The organism is Sphingobacterium sp. BIGb0116 (assembly GCF_024808035.1).
GTDB lineage: Bacteria > Bacteroidota > Bacteroidia > Sphingobacteriales > Sphingobacteriaceae > Sphingobacterium > Sphingobacterium paramultivorum.
In genome coordinates this window covers 203,164-221,082 of sequence record NZ_JANUDT010000007.1, presented here as the reverse complement: position 1 = coordinate 221,082, position 17,919 = coordinate 203,164, and the positions used below count along the sequence as shown (strand labels likewise).

Below are 17,919 nucleotides of genomic sequence, written 5' to 3'. Positions count from 1 at the left end.
CATCATTAAGGTGAATGATTTGCGCATGAACGAAAAAGAGCTTTTACAACACTATAAAACAAGCGGTGACTTGTCTACACTGGGGAAACTATATTCGCCCTATATGTCTTTGCTTTATGGTGTGTGCTTTAAATACTTACAGGATCCCGATCGTAGTCAGGATGCTGTGATGCAGATATTTGAAGAACTGATACCGAAGCTTCGTCAATATGAAGTCGATAATTTTAAGAGCTGGTTACACGTTTACAGTAAAAATTATTGCCTTATGCAATTACGTAAGGATAAGCGGACGACGCAGGTTGATATTGAAAACAATTTGTTTGAAAGCGAACAAAAGCTAAATGATACCAGTGAAGCGAAGTGGGAAGAAAAAGATTTCGAGAAACTGGAAGGCTGTATGCAAACTTTAAATCGCGAGCAAGAGGAATGTGTACGTTTGTTTTATCTCGAGCAAAAATGTTATAAAGATATTGCAGATTTGACTGGGTATGACTTGAATAAGGTCAAAAGTGCTATTCAAAATGGAAAGCGCAATCTGAAAATCTGTATGGAAAGGAAAGAAAATGGAAAATAATTATCAATTATCAAGGATCCATAATTACATCCATGGTTTGATGAGTAAGGAGGAGATGTTTCAGTTGGAACGTGAAGCGTTGGAAGATCCCTTTTTACAAGATGCCATCGATGGTTACCGATTGCAAAATGGTGTGGATGCCCGGCAATTGAGCCTCTTACAACAGCGCCTCAATCGTAGGGTGGAAGATACTGTTGCAACAAGACACGCCCAGTATTTCACATGGCAGCGTTTGGCCATAGGTGCTACCGCAGGTGTACTGTTTGTGACTTTATTGGCCCTGCTATATTTTAAACATTTTAGCGGTAAAGCTGAGCGTACAACGGATGTAGAATTAAGTGAACCTGAAAATAGGGTATCTGTTCAACCTTTGCTGGACGGGGGGGATGCAACACCCCGTGAAGGATGGAAAATTTTTGAACAGTACCTCAATCAGAAGTCGGTAGCGCCTGCAGGAGGTGGCGAAATTATTGTCAATTTTACGATCGACAAAAATGGAGTGTCCACTAATATTAGTGCCGAAGGGCAACCCGATCAGTCACTCTTTAATGAAACGGTTCGCCTTCTACAGAATGGACCAAAATGGCAGGGAACAAAAGGACGTTTAAAGATTGTTTTCCCCGTCAAAGCGGGAAATAATCCAGCACAAGCAGCTGTCATTAAACCTCCGCATTGTTTTGGAATTGAAAAAAAATAAAAGTGATCTGATAAAAAGCAGCGAGCCATTTCCTATGAAAGAAATGGCTCGCTGCTTTTTTATATGGTCTGAATTACTTAAAATGCATATCTCAGACCCAATTGTACTTGATAAGGATTACCATTTAAGTTAGATACGCCAACGCCTGAACTCATATTGTAAACATATTGTTGATTCGCTGCATCGAAGCTTTTGATGGCATATAGATTCTGTTTACCCAGATTGTGTCCTACACCCCAAGTTTTTTTCAAAAGGTTGGCTACATTGAAAATGTCTATCGAAGCTTCAATGCCATGTTTCTTGTAAACTTTTAGATTTTTGGCCAAGTGCAAGTCAAATACGCCGTAAAAACCGTTGATGCCACCGTTACGTTCAGCTATGCGGTCGAGGTTTCCATTGATGTATTTTTTGATGCTCTGCTCTGCATTTGGATCATCTAAAATAGCTTGAATGCCGGTTTTGATGTAATCGGGTGTGTTTTTGTTATTTGGATCGTATACGAAGGCAAGATCGTTGGAATTTACAAAATCACCGTTGACATTCCCATTGACCGCTAAAGAATAGCGTGTTCCTGCAATTCCGCTGAAACGTAAACCCATAGATACACCCCATAACGATGGCATGGTACCATAAAAGACGACTTTATGGCGGAATTGATTGTCCGAATATGTCATCGTACTCAAGTCGCGTGGATCATCTTTGACCATTAGGGAAAGAGTGGCAGAGTTGGCAACATTACCGTTATAGGAGGTATTGTCTTTGGTATCGTTCCAGGTGTAAGACATCGTGATCTGACCGTCTTTATAATAACGATAAGTTCCGTCCAGTACAACGGTGTAAGAATTGTTTTTCCCTTCGCTGTTCATTTCCAGTACGCGGCCTATTTGTTTGGTTTTACGGCTATTGGTCCAGTTGGCGGCACCATTTGTCGTGTTGATGCTCGATGCTGGAACATACACCCCACGGTTACCTTCGGCAGTCAACCTAAAGTAAGGGGCCTCCACCATATTGCGATCTACATACATATAATTGTTGCGTCCCCAAGTTCCGTAAGCACTTAACCCGATACGTAACGAAGGTGTGAAAAAGTGATTGATGGAAATATTGGCTTTATATACCGTCGGCACTTTCACATCCTTGCTATTGGTATTGATGGTGACAAGTTTTTCGATCTTTGGGTTGTCCAACAATTCACGTCCCGGAGCTGTATCGGGATCCTTGCGATATCCTGCAAAATTTGGCTTGGGAATTAAGGTCGGGTCAGTAATATCTACACCGGCAATGCGTGAACCATCAAACAACATATTGTTTAACATAGAATAGGGGTTGAGGGCCGAACCGAATATACCAGCGCCAAAACGGATGATATTTTTCTTTTCTTCATTGATATCCCAGTTGAACTGCACACGCGGCTGTATCTGAAAAGTATTGATCCCATTATCGGTCGAGAGACCCAGTTCGTCATAGACCGTTTGGTTGAATGTTGCCTTCTTTAGGTATTTCGTGTTGTCCAGACGTAGGCCGCCGACAACATCAAGACCTCTTGCGATTTTAGCTTCCATCTGTCCATAAAGACCTACAGCCAGATTGTTGACCAAGGTGTTTTCTTTGTCGGTCATATATACATCACGGGCATAGCGATAAGGAGTCAGGTTGTCGAAATTTTGTAAACCGGTAAAATAAAAACGGCCATTCATTTCGCTGCCGTAGCGGAAGTCCATGTTGGTATACATGACATCTGCACCGAAGGTATATTTGATTTTATCTGTATTATAATATAGGTTGTTGACCAATTGTAACATATTTCCATTAAACCATTCTGGCGCATAACGCTGACCACCAAGCTGTATTGAATTGGTATATTTATTTGTACCGTCTACAGATTGAACGGATTCGACGATCGCACGCGGAATACTGTGTGATTGATCAAATCCAGCAACATTATGTTGTGCTTCTGAACGTTCATAGAAATGTTGTACTTTCAAGTCGTTGGTCAGTTTGGAGTTGATAGACGTACGCAAGGAGGCCATTAGGCTATTGTTTATGTACCTTCTGTTGGTATAGGATTCAAAAGCATTGATCCCTGTATTGTCTCCTTCCTGTTGATTGTCCATATCGTAGACAAAGTTGTTACGAATTGTCAATAGGTTTTTATCGTTCAATTGCCAGTCAATGCGGGCAAAGGCAGCATCGGTCTTTTTCTTTTTGTCGAAAGAGCCAAACAGACGATCGGCGCTAGCGCCATATTTGCCCACAGCAATGTGGGTAAATTCATCTAAAGTAGTCTGCGTTACTTTGTAACGTGCAATATCTTCCGTTGTTTGAATATCAGCGATCTGAAGTGGGCGGGTATCCATCTGTCGGTCCCAGGTTACAAAGAAATGGGCTTTGTCCTTGATGATTGGCCCGCCAAGTGAGAATCCATATTGATAGGTGGAGAATTTTTGTTTACGTGCCGTTCCATTAAGGTTGTACTTGCTCGAAAGCCAGCCCGCGCGTGCAAAAGTGAACGCACTTCCTGTTAAAGTATTTGTACCTGATTTGGTTACTGTGGTAATACTTCCGCCACCGCTGCGGCCGAACGTAACATCGTAGTCGTTGGTCACTACCTTGAATTCGCGAATCGCTTCCATGGAGATTGAATAGGCACCACCGCTGTTCCCGCCAGCTACTGTACTGCGTGAATTCATGCCGTCTACCGTAAAATTAGTCGAAGATGCTCGTTGTCCAGCTAGATTTGTTCCACTGCTAACAGGTGATAAATCAATTAGCGAGGAGAAATTACGTCCATTTACAGGCATTTTTTTGAGATCATTAGCCGTAATAGCTGTAGATGCACCCAATGTCTTGATCTTGTTTTTTAGATCAGCTGCAGTTCCTTGAACGATCACTTCATCCAATTTATTTTCAGCTGATGATAAGGTGAAATCCACATTGAGCTCGTCACCATAGCTTAATTTATAGTCGGTCTTTTTTTGTTCTGCATAGCCAACATGGTTTACCGATATGCTGTATGGCGAGCCTAAAGGTAATTGTGGAAAGGTATAGATACCGTTTTGGTTCGTCAGTGTTGTTTGTTTAAACCCGGTAGATTCATTTTTTACTGATACGGACGTTCCTTTTACAGGGCCATTATTGTCCATGATACGGCCTGTAATGGTTGCTTCAGTACCCTGAGCCCAGCTGTTAGTTGGAATTTGAAAAAATGTAATGATGGTTAATGAGATTAACCAAATGATCTGTCTTTGCATAATAATTTCACTTTTTAGTTGATTAGTGTCTGTCACAAGTATGTTGCGAAATTATCCCTGCAAGATTGTTAAATGGTTAAGGGCTCATTATTAAATATTTAATAAAAATGGATTTAGGCTGCCTATTGCGTATAATTAATTAACCTATACACAGAGCGGGCGACTCGGAAGAATCCGAGCCGCCCGCTCTGTGTATAAAGATGAGAGGATTTACTCTTCCCAACGAATTTTATCTGCAATAGGCGTACGGATAGGTTCACGCGCCTCAGATTGGTGGTGTCCTAAGTAGAATAGACCAATACATTTTTGATTTTCTTCGAGATTTAAGAAACCACCCAAGTGATTGATTAAACCTGGAGTCGCCCAGTATCCCCCGATATTTAGCGAGTGTGCAGCCAACCACATGTTTTCAACTGCAGCAGCCGTACAAGCCAGTTCTTCCCATTCAGGAACTTCGCCCGTATAATTGACAACAATCGCAATGGCAACGTTTGACTGTGTTGCTTTTTTGCCCATTGTTATTTCAGTTGCTTCAGTATATTTCTCTGTAGGTGTTACTGACTTGTAGATACGTGATAATTCGGTGCCTAAACGTTCTAATCCCTCTTTGCGGAAGATCACAAAACGCCAAGGTTGTGTTCTTTTGTGTGTTGGAGCAGCATTGGCCGCTTCCAAGATACTCAAGATATCTTCTTTACTGACTTCTTCTTCAGTAAAGGAAGCTTGAAATACGGATCTTCTGTAGTGTATTGCTTTTAATACGTCGTTTTTCATTATAATTTATTTTTCCTTTATGCTTTTTCTTCCCATAAAGATACAACATGCAAAATTGTTTTGACGGCTTTTTCCATATCTTGTACAGCTACCCACTCTTGTTTTCCGTGGAAAGCATGCCCTCCAGCAAAAATATTTGGACAAGGTAAGCCCATAAACGAAAGGCGGGAGCCATCTGTTCCACCGCGGATACTTCTTCTTTCGGCCACCATTCCTGCACGGTTGATGGCTTCCATGCCGATTTCCATAATTTCAGGATGCTGATCCAGCACTTCTTTCATATTACGGTATTGTTCTTTTACGACAAAAGTATAGGTGCAGTTTGGATATTGTTCCACAATCGATTTTGCGATGCCTTCCAGTTCATCTTCATGTTTCTTTAGATTGGCTGTAACGTGGTCGCGTACGATAAATTGAATTTCAGCTTTTTCCACAGATCCACTGATATGAACAGGGTGTACAAAGCCGTCTTTTTTGTTGGTGCTTTCAGGTGAAAGTCGATCTTTTGGTAGTGCATCAATTACCGCACTGGCGATTTTGATGGCACTTTGCATTTTACCCTTAGCAAAGCCGGGATGTACGGATACACCATGAATAGTTAATGTAGCTCCATCCGCTGAAAATGTTTCATCCTCAATGGTTCCAGCTCTTTCGCCATCCATTGTATAAGCAAAATCTGCTGCTAAACGTTTCAAATCTGCTTTATCAACACCTCTGCCAATCTCCTCATCTGGTGTGAAAAGAATTTTGATATCACCATGTTTGATTTCAGGATGTTTCATTAATAAACGGGCAGCATCCATGATTTCGGCCACACCTGCTTTGTCATCTGCACCCAACAAAGTGGTGCCACTCGCTGTAATGATATCATTGCCAATTTGATTGGCTAGATCGGGATGTTCGGCGTATTTGATGATAATAGTCTTGTCGTCAGGAAGCACAAGATCCTGGCCCTGATAATTAGGATGAACCAGTGGTTTAACATCTGTTCCAGAAGAGTCCGGAGATGTATCCATATGAGAACAGAAGCAGATAACAGGAACTTGCTTTGCAGTATTGGATGGAATAGTTGCATAGATATATCCATTTTCATCCATTGCTGCGTCCGAAATACCCAATGCTAGCAACTCCGCTACAAGTAACTTTCCAAGGTTCTTTTGCTTTTCCGTAGAAGGACATGTTGGTGAATTTGCATCAGATTGTGTGTCAATCTGTACATAGCGTTGAAATCTTTCGGATACCGAAAAATCACTTATGTTGTTGATCTCAAATGTGCTCATTTTCTAATAGCCTTAATGTGATAAGGGTGGTCAAACTTAGATAAATTGCTTTTTATTTGCAATTTAATTTGGTTGCATTTACAAACAATTTGTCCCTACTCCACAGGTTTAATTCTATTTGTTAACAAACTGACAATAACTGACACGTATAGGAGGGGACGATCCTAATTCCCGCTGAAAGGAATTTATTGTTATCTATAATTTATTGCTACATACAATGTGCTGTAGCGCTTTTGAACAGTAAAGTTTTACCCATAGCTATGTGAGCAGAAATCTTGGATGATCCCACATTAAAAAAAAGGACCTGTCAAATCGTTGACAGGTCCTTTTTCACATGTAAATCGTTTTCTATTTCTTTTCGTCTGCGTAACCAAATACCTTCTGTAAAATATTAGTATTTCTACTGCCGCCTATGTTCTGTCTAATTTTTGACTCCTGGTCGGCAACTTTGATAAATAGACCGTCTATTGCTTTCTGCGTAACGTAGGCAGTAAGATTTGTCTCCACTTTATTGCCTAATGGAAGGTTGTTATAAGCTGAGGTCAATTGTGTCCAATACTGGTCCACATTGTTTGTACCCATGGCAGATTTGATAACTGGACTAAATTTGTTCGTTAACTCTGTCGATGTATTTGTTTTAAAAAACGTTGTCGCGGCGTCTTCTTTGCTGCCTAGAAGAATATTGGTCGCATCTGTAATTGTCATCTTTGAAAGTGCATTGACAAATACGGGGGCAGCCTCTTTAACGGCTCCCTCAGCAGCTCTGTTCATGCTCTGTATAAACTGATCGCATAATTTTCCCATACCGACAGCGCGAAGCGTTTTTTCTACTTTCTGTGCTTCGGCAGGCATCAAAATCTTTACTGCCGCATCACCCAAAAAGCCATCCTTCTTGGCTAAAGATTCGATACTCAGATTTAAACCATTGCTTAAAGCCTGTTTGATCCCCAATGAAGCATCTTTGTTGGATAAAGACGTCAAGGTATTGGATTTGGATGCTGTTGCTTTAGTATTTGATGTTGTGGTCGTTTTAGTACTGTCCGTCTGGCCCTGATTTGCTTTTGTCAATGTTTCACTGATTTTCTTAAAAATCTGCGCTTCACTTGCATTGGAATAAAGTAGTCCTGAGACAAATAGTGTGCAATATAATAGTGGAAATTTCATCATGTTATTGTTTTGCTGTCAAAATTAAACATATCGACTGTTAATTTATGTGAAAGTTTAAAGCAATTGCTAGGAACCATAGCTATTGTCAAGAATCGTAGCAGATGCGCTACAGCGTGCTGAATCGCTATCCCTGATGCGGTGTAAATAAAAAGCTGTCCCAAAAAATAAAACAGCAGATTCTAAGCGAACCTGCTGTTTGTGTTATAGGGTTGTTGTAATTAACCTGATATTATTTCCAGGAGAGCGTCGTTGCTACTGGAAAGTGATCTGAGGGGAATTTATTCATATACGTGTCCGTCAGGATACCATATTTTTTAACCTGGAAAGGTTTGGTAATAAAAATATGATCAATGCGGCCTGTTGGTCTGATGCTTTTGCCCCAGCCATTGAAGGAAGAATTGGGTTCATATTTGAATGTTGCCAGTTCATGTACGTCAGTGACTACTTTGCTATTGGCTAATGTGAAATAAGCCTCATCTTTTTCATCCACATTGAAATCGCCGGTTAAAATCAAAGGTAGGTCTTTGGCAAACTCTTTTGCTTTTTCTAGAATCAACTTGGCACTCTCGGTGCGTGCAGTACGGCCGATATGGTCAAAGTGCGTGTTCATGAAGATGAAGCGTTTTTTGTTGGCCTTGTCTTCAAAAATACCCCAGGTACAGATCCGCGGTAGTGCTGCATCCCAGCCTTTATTCGGGTGTTCGGTATCTGTCGCTGAAAGCCAGAAAGTTCCGCTCTTTATTGCTTTAAAGCGATTTGTATTGTAATAAATAGCCGAGTGCTCGCCCTCTTGTGCACCATCGTCGCGACCAACACCCACGTAATCAAAGCCAGGAAGGAGCTTTTTGAGATCTTGAACCTGATCAAAAAAACCTTCTTGGATACCAAAGATATCAAAGCCATGGTATTTAATCAGATTGGTTAGCGGAACTTTACGGTCGTTCCACATGTTGTCAACATCGACGGTATTTCTTTGACGGATATTATAGCTGGCTGCAATAAATTCCTGTGCATAAGACAGAAAGGATAGACAGAGCGCTAAAGCGAGAATAATACTTTTTTTCATTTAGAATCTAGTTTTTAAAAAGGTACTGAAACGGTCACGCTCATCAAGTCGGCCTGATAAGTGGTCAACTGATTAGGAACCATGACTATTTCAACGGTATTGTTATTTCTTTAATACACGGAGCAACAATTCAGGTTCGTCAGTTGTAATAAAATCAATTTTCTGATTAATTAGATTGGTCATTTCCTCTTCTGTGTTTACTGTCCACGCATTCACTTTCATGCCAAGTTGATGTGCATCTTTCAGCCATGTCGCATTCTTTTTGAAAACCGAAAAGTGATAATCCAAACCATTTATTCCCGCAGCCTTCACCTCAGCAGGAGTTTTGTCACCTGTGAGGTATTGAATATTGGCCTTAGGCGCCAGTTCGTGAATCTTCTGACAAGCCTCAAAGCTAAAGGAAATATAATCAGTGACTTTCTCTGCTTTCAAGCTTTTAACCATTTCCACCGTTTTTGTTGTCGCTTCAAGTGTACGCTCTAGGCCGAGTTTATTGATTTTCAATTCAAGGATAAGACGTAAACCTTTCAATTTTTTTCCAGCGTTAAGATATTCTTCCAAGGTGGGAATAGATTCACCGTTAGGATGCTTCTTTTCTAAGAGCTCCTTGTACGTTGCTGTGGCAATATCGATACCATAGAAATCATTATCGTGGTTGACCACAAGAATATTATCTTTGGTCAAATGCACATCAAATTCGGATCCGAAGAGCCTAAGGTCGTGGGCTGCTGTTAAAGAAGCAATAGAATTTTGCGGAAGATGGCTGTTTTTCCATACGCCACGATGTGCAATGGCTTTAGTTTGTGCAAATAATGCCGAAGATGAGATCACCATGGCTAGTGTCAGACAGCTAAAAATATGTTTTTTCATGTGATAATTATGTATGAGTGTTTGTTTTCAACGGCATAATTTGCACGTTTCACTCGTTGATTTATTCCTATTCTATTTCTCTTTTTGGGCATTTATATTACCGATTAAGATGTTTATGATAAAAAATCGACCCCTAATGATAGGATCATTTCTTACAAATCTGTTTAAAAGCTGATTTTACATAAGACAAAAAAAGTGGTACTTTTTATCTCGATGTACAAGATCTAAAGTACCACTTTTATATTTAGGAATTGTTAAGTGTAATTTATTTTTTACCGTTCCATTCGGCCATGAACTCATCGAGGAAGCTGAGCATATAATCATGGCGATGCGCTGCGATTCTTTTCGCTGCTTCTGTATTCATCTTATTCTTTAACAATAGTAGCTTTTCGTAGAAGTGATTGATTGTAGGAGCTTCCGAATGCTTGTACGCTTCCTTATCCTTATATTCCTGAACGGGAACATTGGGATTATACATCTCACGGCCTTTGTTTCCGCCAAAGCTAAACGCGCGGGCAATACCTATTGCGCCAATAGCATCTAGACGGTCAGCATCTTGCACGATCTCCATCTCTTTTGAATGGAATGAAACTTCACCTAAACTTGCTTTGAAAGACATGTTGAAGATGATTTTCTTGACATGGTCGATGATCTCAGGCGAAATTTCTAGACTTGCCAAAAACTCTCCGGCAACACGAGGGCCTATTGTTTCGTCGCCATCATGGAATTTACTGTCAGCGATGTCATGTAATAGCGCCGCCAATTCGCACACCATAACATCTGCTTCTTCATCTTCTAAAATTAACTTCGTATTGTTCCATACGCGTTGAATATGCGACCAATCGTGGCCTGCTTCTGCAAATTTCAACCGGTCTTGCACAAATGCTACTGTGCGCTCAATAATGTTATTCATACAATACTTTTGTTTTTTCGCGAGTACCCTCGTATAATTCGTATTCTAATAATCTACAATCTAATTTACCATTATAAAATTCTATACGTCGGGATGCGCGCAACCCGATTTTCTTTGCCAGATCTGGATTTCCAGTAAATATATAGCCTCTATAACCTTTGCATTCCTGTTTCATGAAATCTCCCATACGCTTATAGGTAATTTCTAGCTTGCTGTGTGTGCCCAAACGTTCACCATATTCAGGATTGAATAAAATGACACCTCCTTCTTTAGGAACGTGTGTTTCGGCAAAATCGCATACTTCAAATGAAATTAATTGCTCTACACCAGCAGTTCTTGCGTTCATCTTGGAGACGTTGATAGCTTCTTCCGAGATATCACTTGCGATAATTTGCGGAGCCGCTTTTTTATTGATCTGATCTTTAAGTACGCGACGCTCCTGGAAGAAAACTGTTTCATCATAACCAATGAAATGCATAAATGAATAGTTCATGCGTAATAATCCAGGTTTTCTGTTTGTTGCAATCAGAGCTGCCTCAATAGCTAAAGTTCCGGATCCACACATGGGGTTCACAAAAGGAGAATTACCATCCCATTTGGACGCAATAATAGTCGAGGCTGCCAGGGCTTCCAACATTGGCGCTTTTCCCGGGATCTTCCGGTAGCCATGTTTCGCCAGTGTTTCACCTGAGGTATCGAGAAAAATTTCAGCACGGTCATCTTTCCAGTACAAGTGCACAACCGCTTTATTATTGTCCGGACCTGAATTAGGGCGCATACCCTTTTTTTCCTTGATACGGTCCACGATTGCATCCTTAACTTTGACGTTTGCAAATAATGGTGTGCTGATTGTCTCATTGTCTACATTGGAGCTGACAGAGAAGTATCCGTCAAATTGAATGAGTTCTTCCCATGCGATTTGACTCAATTCTTCATAGAGCTCCGTCGGATTATTGGCCGTAAACTCTTTTAACGAATACAAAATCTGAGATGCTGTGCGCAGGTTCAGATTGAGCTTGATCGTATCGTTTATACTGACCTTTAATTCTACTCCTGTAGGAAATGCCCTGACAATGTCAAAACCTAACTCTTTAACTTCCTGTTGCAAATAAGGTGATAAGCGCTTATTGCACGTTATAATAACTTTATTGGGGGTGTTGAAAACTTCCATCATATTTTGTACAAAGTTAATTAAACTCTTCCTCAAAAATTGCTTAATTTTACGCTTTAATATTTATTTTTTTGATTATGGAAATTAGAGGAAAAGTACACGAGATAGGAGCGACACAACAAGTGACAGAATCATTCAAAAAACGTGATATGATTGTAGCTTATGCCGAAAACCCACAATTTGTTGAGTATATCCGTTTTGAATCAACACAAGACAGAACGTCAATTTTTGATAACCTAGCAATTGGTGAAGAGGTAGAAGTATCTTTTAATCTTCGTGGTCGTCCTTGGACTAATAAAGATGGCGTAACAACTTATTTCAATTCATTGGTAGCATGGCGTGTAACAAAATTGGGTAATGCTGCTCCAGCACCATCTTCTCCAGGTTACGCAGATATGCCTGCTCCTGTAGATTTGGCTGGTTCATCAGATGATGATGATCTACCATTCTAATCTGAATAGGATTTTATGCACTATCGCCCTTGCGGTAGCCAATAGATTATTTGAACTGTAAACAATCCGGTTATTTACAATAGAAAGGCTTCTTGAAGAAGCCTTTTTTCTTTCATAGCATCAGCATGGGCACCTGATTTTTCTTGGCGCTGAAATTGCTTGCTATACGGTGTCGTACATCAAAAAACAACAGATATGAAATTATCCGTATTATTTCTTTGCTTAGCAGCCGTTTCGCTAAGTGCATGCAATCAAACTTCAAAAGAGAGCCAGCATGCTACAGCAGATTCTTCAGTACATGAGACTGCGGCAGTAGATACTGCCCATACATCACAAAACTCACTGGATTGGGCTGGTACCTATGAAGCTACTATTCCCTGTGCAGATTGTGAAGGTATCAAAACCAATATCACCTTAAAGAATGATAATACCTTTGCCATCGTCAGTGAATATATTAATAAAAATACCAAGGTTGAAGATACTGGCAAAGTCATGTGGCATGACAACGGATCCGTTGTTCATCTCACAGGGAAAGAGACAAATATGAAATTGAAGGTCGGCGAAAATAAGCTGATTGGACTGGATCAGGAAGGCCATGCGATCGATGGTCCCAATGCACATCTCTATGTGTACAATAAGGTCGAAGGAGAGAAACTGTAAAACGAAGCTCCGATAACTGAATTAGCCGCTGACGTATTTACCGTAGGGAACTTTTCGGAGAAGATACGTCAGTAAGGCACTCGCCAACAGGGTGAGAACCGTTGCTGCCGGGATTTTCCACAAAGTGGATAATGGAAGCAAAGGATGAATATAATTCAGCAATAAAATATGGCATAAGTAAATGCCAAAGCTGTGAATGTCAATAAATTCCCAGAAAGCGTTGAGCTGTTCTGGGAGTTTAAGGCCTTGCACGAAGATGAATAAAAAGCCTGCACTCAATGCGATATTTGGCGAAAGATAGTTGTAAAGTGTCGGGTCAAATTCTCCACGAGAAACACTCAAATGCGATGTCCCCGAAGCCGTAATTAAACAACAGATCAGAAAAAACGTAAAACTTGATAATTTGACCATTTGGATTGGATAATTACGTAAATAATGCCCCAAGACAAGGTAACCCGCATACCCCGAGAAAAAGGTCAGGTCAAAATTAGGTAGGTAACTATTGAACCATTTATTCGTAAAAAATAACGCTGCAAACCACAATCCCAAAAAGATCTCAAGCTCCCTTTTACTGCAGTTGCCAACAATTTTGCGTATGAAAGGAACTGCGAGGTAGAGCCCAAGTATCATGTATAGATACCAAAGGTGCGCATTCGTTCCTGATTTTAAGCGAATTAACACGATGTTAATAACTTGTGGAAAACCAATATAGTCAAAATCAATGTACCGAATAAAATAATAGAGAAGATAGACGATCGTCCAAAAAAGAAAGGGCGGGACAATTTTTAACAGACGTTTCCGATAAAACTGTCCCGTACTTTCATCTTTCTGTAGCAGCAGAGCGCCTGAAATAATGACAAACAGGGGTACCGCAAAGCGCGAGAAGCTATTGAGCCAATTGGCATAACTCCAGTCGAATGACTCAAATTCATTGCTGTTTAGGTAGCCCGAAGAGGAATGAATCAAGATAACGAGGAATATCGCAACAATACGTAGTACACTGATATAACTGGTTCGCGCCATTTGATTATGCTGTTTTTATTGACTTTTACTGTCGTAGGCTTTCAAATACAGCAGGGTTAGGAGCGCGCCAATGCTCGCCATGCCAACGCCAACAAGCGAAGGTGTGTTATAAGCTAAACCCAACGTTATTGGAATTCCACCTAAAAATGCACCTAAGGTATTGCCGAGGTTAAAGGCAGCCTGGCCACCTGCCGCAGCCAATGTTGCAGCTTCTTTTGAAGCGCGGATTAACATCAGTTGTGTCGGCGAACCAATAGTAAAAGATACCAGTCCAGTAATAAATGCCAAAGGATAAGCTGTCCAGCCCAATGGCGATATAAAGTAAACCATCACAAGGCATAGCGCCATGGCGGAAAAACTAGCGATCGCAGCTTTGGTTGGGGAGATTGTATCGGCCAATTTTCCGCCAATAAGATTCCCGAAAAACATACCGACACCGATCAGGACCATAATCAGTGGTACACGATCTGCAGCGATGCCCGACACATTGGTCACTAAAGGCGCGATGTAACTGATCCAGGCAAAAAGTCCACCGGTACCGATGGCGATAATAGCCATTAATAGCCAAGCAATTTTTTTGTTGAAGAAGTTGAGTTGGCTAAAGATGTTATTCCCTTTGGAAGCTTCAATTTTTGGCATCCAAGCATAAATTGCTGCAAAAGTGATTAACCCCAATACACTGATGATACCATACGTCAAACGCCAAGAATAATGATGGCCGAGGTAGGTTCCTAGCGGTACTCCAGCCAAATTGGCAATGGTCATTCCTGTAAACATAATGGATATAGCCTGGGCTTCTTTTCCCTTTGGTGCCAACCGAGCAGCAACAACAGATCCAACACCAAAAAATGCACCATGCGGAAGCCCTGCCATAAAACGGGAGAGACTGATCAAAAATTGACCTGGAGCAATACTAAATAGACCGTTGAAAATAAAGAAGAGCAACATTAAAAAAAGTAATACCTTCTTTGGCGGATATTTTCCCGTAAATAGGACTAATGTTGGGGCACCTACAACAACACCCAGTGCGTATAGTGCAATCAGGTGCGCGGCAGTAGGGATCTCGATATGAAGATCTTTGGCAATATCAGGCAGGATACCCATCATCGTGAATTCGGTCATTCCGATGGCAAGTCCGCCAAATGCCAAAGCGATAATTCCTTTGTTCATTGTATTTTAAGGTTGAGGTTGTACGATAATGGTACGAAGATAATAAATAGATTGTACTAAAAATTATTGATACCTTTTTTGAGGGACACAAGTAATATTTTTAGTCTTTCTTAAGATGATCTGACGTTGATCTAATCTGCTTTCCAGTACCACCGAATCCGCAGCATGATAAACGACTTTAAAGCGGGGGATATACTGTCCGGAAAGATAGCAGCCTGAAATTTTCTGCTTGCCATTCTCTTTGGTATAAATACCATCGACAATGATGGAGTCTCCACGCAAAACATAAATACCTTTTGCATGTTCTGTCCAGGTTCCATTTTTGTAACAGCTATCCGGGATTGTTTGTACTTTATTGTTGACGTGCATGGTCGCGTAAACAGAATCACAGGTAAACTTGAAATCGGTCAAGGTATACTGCATCATCTGCTGTTGTCCTGGAATACTGTCTTGGACCCATTCTCCCTGTAAAAAGGGTGCGCCTTCGTTCTGCATATCCGAATTGAATTTGCAGGCAGTAAAAAAGAAAAACATACCTATGGCAAGTGCCAATAGGTATGTCTTTGTTCGTATATTTTTTATTGAAATAAAAGTCACAGCTTATTTTAAACTTCCAACCATATCTTCTGGTTTTACCCAAGCATCGAAATCTTCAGGAGTCACATAACCTAAGCGTACCGCTTCTTCTTTAAGCGTAGTGCCGTTTTTATGTGCTGTTTGCGCGATTTCTGCTGATTTGTAGTAACCAATTTTTGTGTTTAGTGCCGTTACTAACATCAATGAGTTGTCTACCAATTCTTTGATGCGTTTGTAGTTCGGTTCAATACCAGCTGCACAGTGCTCTTCAAATGAAACACAAGCATCACCCAATAGGCGAGCAGATTGTAAGAAGTTTGCGGCCATCAATGGTTTGAACACGTTTAGTTCATAGTGACCTTGCGTTCCACCAATCGTAATAGCCACATCATTACCCATCACTTGCGCCGCAACCATTGTCAATGCTTCACATTGCGTTGGATTAACTTTACCTGGCATAATCGATGACCCTGGTTCGTTTTCAGGGATCAAGATTTCACCGATACCTGAACGTGGGCCAGAAGCCAACATACGGATATCGTTTGCAATTTTATTTAATGAAACAGCCAATTGTTTCAATGCACCATGTGTTTCAACGATTGCGTCGTGAGCAGCCAATGCCTCAAATTTATTTTCAGCGGTTACGAAAGGTAGGCCAGTAAATTCAGCGATATATTTAGCAACGACAACGTCATAGCCGTTTGGTGTATTTAATCCTGTACCTACAGCAGTACCTCCCAATGCAAGTTCTGACAAATGCGAAAGTGTATTTCTTAAAGCTTTCAGACCATGGTTCAATTGAGCGACATAACCTGAAATCTCTTGACCTAGAGTCAACGGAGTAGCATCCATTAAGTGTGTACGGCCAATTTTAACCACGCTTTTAAACTCCTCAGCTTTTTTTGCCAATGTGTCACGCAATTTTTCTACACCTGGAATGGTAACTTCAGCAACAGCTTTGTAAGCCGCAATATGCATTCCTGTAGGGAAAGTATCGTTAGATGATTGTGATTTGTTTACATCATCATTTGCTTTTAACACAGGTTCACCTTCACCGATTTTATGTCCAGCCAATACTTGTGCACGGTTTGCTACAACCTCATTCACATTCATATTGGATTGCGTACCCGAGCCCGTTTGCCAAATAACCAATGGAAATTGATCATCCAATTTGCCCGCCAAGATCTCATCACATACTGTAGCGATCGCATCACGTTTCTCTACAGGTAATACCCCCAACTCGTGGTTAGCATAAGCAGCTGCTTTTTTCAAATAAGCAAAGCCTGCGACGATTTCGTGTGGCATTGAAGCTGCCGGTCCGATTTTAAAGTTGTTGCGTGAACGCTCTGTTTGTGCACCCCAGTATTTGTCTGCAGGTACTTGAACTTCACCCATTGTGTCTTTTTCAATTCTGAATGACATAGTATGTAAGTATAAGTAAAACGTAAAAATTAAAAGCATATGTGCAAAGCACATCATACATCACTCACAAAGTTACAGGATAATACAGTAAAGAACAAGGATTAAAGCATAAAGACACAATAAGCAGGTTTTAAAAACCAAGACGTTTTGTCAAGGAATCATTCACATGGTGGAAAACCTGTTTCGGTTTTAACGTCCGCCAGGGAATCACGTTCAATGTACCACCGAAATTAATGTAATAATCTATATTTTGCTGCTGGAATTCTTCGATAACATGCTCACGGAAACCAATGCCCGCAATCCATCCGTCCTCGATATCCTGAAACCATTCCTCATAGTAAGAGTCGTCTGAAGCATGAAAATTCAGTACATTCTCTCCAATTAGAATAAAATACTTGATCCCTTGACTGATCAATACATCGATAATCTCTCGCTTGAGCAACATGATGTCATTGTAGATAGCATCATTCCATTCACCAATCAGTTCGATAATACAGTACTGTTTCTCATAGTCTACAAACAGTATTTTCAGATATAAGGTAAGCGAACCGAATTCATCCCATTGTGGGTGCAAAAGAAAATTATAGATCTGTTTGTCAAAATCGAATTCGCTGTAGACTGTACCATAAAATGGGGATTGTTCATCTTCAGCGGCAATGTAATAGTCCCGCCAATTGTAATAAGGTTCGATTTCGTGCATAAAGTGGAATCTTTTTCAATTCAAACTAAGATAAATTTACGCGAATTTGCAAGTTAAATTATAGGGATCATTGTCATGTATTGAAATTAAATGTTTGGCACTCCTACGAACTGTTTGGTTATGATTTTTGATAAAGACTTTTAATCATGGACA

The 17,919-nt window shown here is 40.6% G+C and carries 17 protein-coding genes; 4 read left to right on the top strand and 13 right to left on the bottom strand.

The features are described 5' to 3' along the window. The first annotated feature begins 25 nt into the window (after positions 1-25). Complete coding sequence (locus M2419_RS17415; protein ID WP_075994424.1) at positions 26-574, top strand: RNA polymerase sigma factor; 549 nt, start codon at positions 26-28, stop codon at positions 572-574. Further along, entirely contained in the window at positions 564-1,271 is a 708-nt protein-coding gene (locus M2419_RS17410) for a hypothetical protein (RefSeq protein WP_259255462.1), read from the top strand. The genes M2419_RS17415 and M2419_RS17410 overlap by 11 nt, the downstream gene beginning before the upstream one ends. A 77-nt stretch (positions 1,272-1,348) precedes the next feature. Here M2419_RS17410 and M2419_RS17405 read toward each other — a convergent pair whose 3' ends face one another. The 8 genes from M2419_RS17405 to M2419_RS17370 form a co-directional block, all read right to left on the bottom strand. Beyond that, positions 1,349-4,522: a TonB-dependent receptor gene (locus M2419_RS17405; protein WP_259255461.1), complete on the bottom strand. Its 3,174-nt coding sequence runs from the start codon at positions 4,520-4,522 to the stop codon at positions 1,349-1,351. Between the two features lie 210 nt (positions 4,523-4,732). Further along, on the bottom strand, positions 4,733-5,296 hold the full coding sequence (locus tag M2419_RS17400; protein WP_227550060.1) for a nitroreductase: 564 nt from the start codon (positions 5,294-5,296) through the stop codon (positions 4,733-4,735). 17 nt (positions 5,297-5,313) lie between these two features. Further along, complete coding sequence (gene pepT / locus M2419_RS17395) at positions 5,314-6,576, bottom strand: peptidase T (protein ID WP_259255460.1); 1,263 nt, start codon at positions 6,574-6,576, stop codon at positions 5,314-5,316. A gap of 348 nt (positions 6,577-6,924) precedes the next feature. Next, positions 6,925-7,743: a DUF4197 domain-containing protein gene (locus M2419_RS17390; protein WP_227550059.1), complete on the bottom strand. Its 819-nt coding sequence runs from the start codon at positions 7,741-7,743 to the stop codon at positions 6,925-6,927. Between the two features lie 229 nt (positions 7,744-7,972). Continuing rightward, positions 7,973-8,809, bottom strand: a complete 837-nt coding sequence (locus M2419_RS17385; RefSeq protein ID WP_075994419.1) for an endonuclease/exonuclease/phosphatase family protein — start codon at positions 8,807-8,809, stop codon at positions 7,973-7,975. 102 nt (positions 8,810-8,911) lie between these two features. Next, complete coding sequence (locus M2419_RS17380) at positions 8,912-9,679, bottom strand: glycerophosphodiester phosphodiesterase family protein (protein WP_153844318.1); 768 nt, start codon at positions 9,677-9,679, stop codon at positions 8,912-8,914. A gap of 265 nt (positions 9,680-9,944) precedes the next feature. After that, entirely contained in the window at positions 9,945-10,592 is a 648-nt protein-coding gene (locus tag M2419_RS17375) for an HD domain-containing protein (RefSeq protein ID WP_088163158.1), read from the bottom strand. Further along, on the bottom strand, positions 10,585-11,763 hold the full coding sequence (locus M2419_RS17370) for a class I SAM-dependent RNA methyltransferase (protein ID WP_153844545.1): 1,179 nt from the start codon (positions 11,761-11,763) through the stop codon (positions 10,585-10,587). Before M2419_RS17370 ends, M2419_RS17375 begins: the two co-directional genes overlap by 8 nt. Before the next feature lie 77 nt (positions 11,764-11,840). On the opposite strand from M2419_RS17370, the gene M2419_RS17365 reads away from it, so the two are divergent. Then, entirely contained in the window at positions 11,841-12,215 is a 375-nt protein-coding gene (locus M2419_RS17365) for a DUF3127 domain-containing protein (RefSeq protein ID WP_075994416.1), read from the top strand. A 195-nt stretch (positions 12,216-12,410) separates the two neighbouring features. Then, positions 12,411-12,875, top strand: coding sequence for a copper resistance protein NlpE (locus tag M2419_RS17360; protein ID WP_153844317.1), 465 nt, complete (start codon positions 12,411-12,413; stop codon positions 12,873-12,875). A 21-nt stretch (positions 12,876-12,896) separates the two neighbouring features. Here the strand turns inward: M2419_RS17360 and M2419_RS17355 are convergent, their stop codons facing one another. The 5 genes from M2419_RS17355 to M2419_RS17335 all read right to left on the bottom strand — a co-directional run bounded on the left by M2419_RS17355 (position 12,897) and on the right by M2419_RS17335 (position 17,766). Beyond that, positions 12,897-13,898 (bottom strand): acyltransferase, encoded by a 1,002-nt coding sequence (locus M2419_RS17355; protein ID WP_159727399.1) that lies wholly within the window; start codon positions 13,896-13,898, stop codon positions 12,897-12,899. Positions 13,899-13,913: 15 nt separating this feature from the next. Further along, positions 13,914-15,068 carry an MFS transporter gene (locus M2419_RS17350; protein ID WP_075994414.1) on the bottom strand — a complete coding sequence of 385 codons (1,155 nt, stop codon included), beginning with the start codon at positions 15,066-15,068 and terminating at the stop codon, positions 13,914-13,916. Positions 15,069-15,131: 63 nt separating this feature from the next. Beyond that, positions 15,132-15,563, bottom strand: a complete 432-nt coding sequence (locus M2419_RS17345) for a fumarate hydratase (RefSeq protein WP_259255458.1) — start codon at positions 15,561-15,563, stop codon at positions 15,132-15,134. Between the two features lie 105 nt (positions 15,564-15,668). Continuing rightward, a complete protein-coding gene (fumC, locus tag M2419_RS17340) occupies positions 15,669-17,066 on the bottom strand; it encodes a class II fumarate hydratase (protein ID WP_088163154.1) in 1,398 nt (465 codons plus the stop codon). Between the two features lie 130 nt (positions 17,067-17,196). Continuing rightward, the gene (locus tag M2419_RS17335) at positions 17,197-17,766 is read right to left on the bottom strand and encodes a hypothetical protein (protein ID WP_075994411.1); all 570 of its coding nucleotides are present in this window, start codon (positions 17,764-17,766) and stop codon (positions 17,197-17,199) included. Positions 17,767-17,919 lie beyond the last annotated feature (153 nt).

Coding starts and splice junctions, on each gene's coding strand:
- M2419_RS17365 (WP_075994416.1), top strand. CDS start 11,841: ATGGAAATTAGAGGAAAAGTACACGAGATAGGAGCGACACAACAAGTG.
- M2419_RS17415 (WP_075994424.1), top strand. CDS start 26: ATGAACGAAAAAGAGCTTTTACAACACTATAAAACAAGCGGTGACTTG.
- M2419_RS17360 (WP_153844317.1), top strand. CDS start 12,411: ATGAAATTATCCGTATTATTTCTTTGCTTAGCAGCCGTTTCGCTAAGT.
- M2419_RS17335 (WP_075994411.1), bottom strand. CDS start 17,766: ATGCACGAAATCGAACCTTATTACAATTGGCGGGACTATTACATTGCC.
- M2419_RS17355 (WP_159727399.1), bottom strand. CDS start 13,898: ATGGCGCGAACCAGTTATATCAGTGTACTACGTATTGTTGCGATATTC.
- M2419_RS17410 (WP_259255462.1), top strand. CDS start 564: ATGGAAAATAATTATCAATTATCAAGGATCCATAATTACATCCATGGT.
- M2419_RS17380 (WP_153844318.1), bottom strand. CDS start 9,679: ATGAAAAAACATATTTTTAGCTGTCTGACACTAGCCATGGTGATCTCA.
- M2419_RS17400 (WP_227550060.1), bottom strand. CDS start 5,296: ATGAAAAACGACGTATTAAAAGCAATACACTACAGAAGATCCGTATTT.
- pepT (WP_259255460.1), bottom strand. CDS start 6,576: ATGAGCACATTTGAGATCAACAACATAAGTGATTTTTCGGTATCCGAA.
- M2419_RS17345 (WP_259255458.1), bottom strand. CDS start 15,563: ATGCAGAACGAAGGCGCACCCTTTTTACAGGGAGAATGGGTCCAAGAC.
- M2419_RS17370 (WP_153844545.1), bottom strand. CDS start 11,763: ATGGAAGTTTTCAACACCCCCAATAAAGTTATTATAACGTGCAATAAG.
- M2419_RS17375 (WP_088163158.1), bottom strand. CDS start 10,592: ATGAATAACATTATTGAGCGCACAGTAGCATTTGTGCAAGACCGGTTG.
- M2419_RS17385 (WP_075994419.1), bottom strand. CDS start 8,809: ATGAAAAAAAGTATTATTCTCGCTTTAGCGCTCTGTCTATCCTTTCTG.
- M2419_RS17405 (WP_259255461.1), bottom strand. CDS start 4,522: ATGCAAAGACAGATCATTTGGTTAATCTCATTAACCATCATTACATTT.
- M2419_RS17390 (WP_227550059.1), bottom strand. CDS start 7,743: ATGATGAAATTTCCACTATTATATTGCACACTATTTGTCTCAGGACTA.
- fumC (WP_088163154.1), bottom strand. CDS start 17,066: ATGTCATTCAGAATTGAAAAAGACACAATGGGTGAAGTTCAAGTACCT.
- M2419_RS17350 (WP_075994414.1), bottom strand. CDS start 15,068: ATGAACAAAGGAATTATCGCTTTGGCATTTGGCGGACTTGCCATCGGA.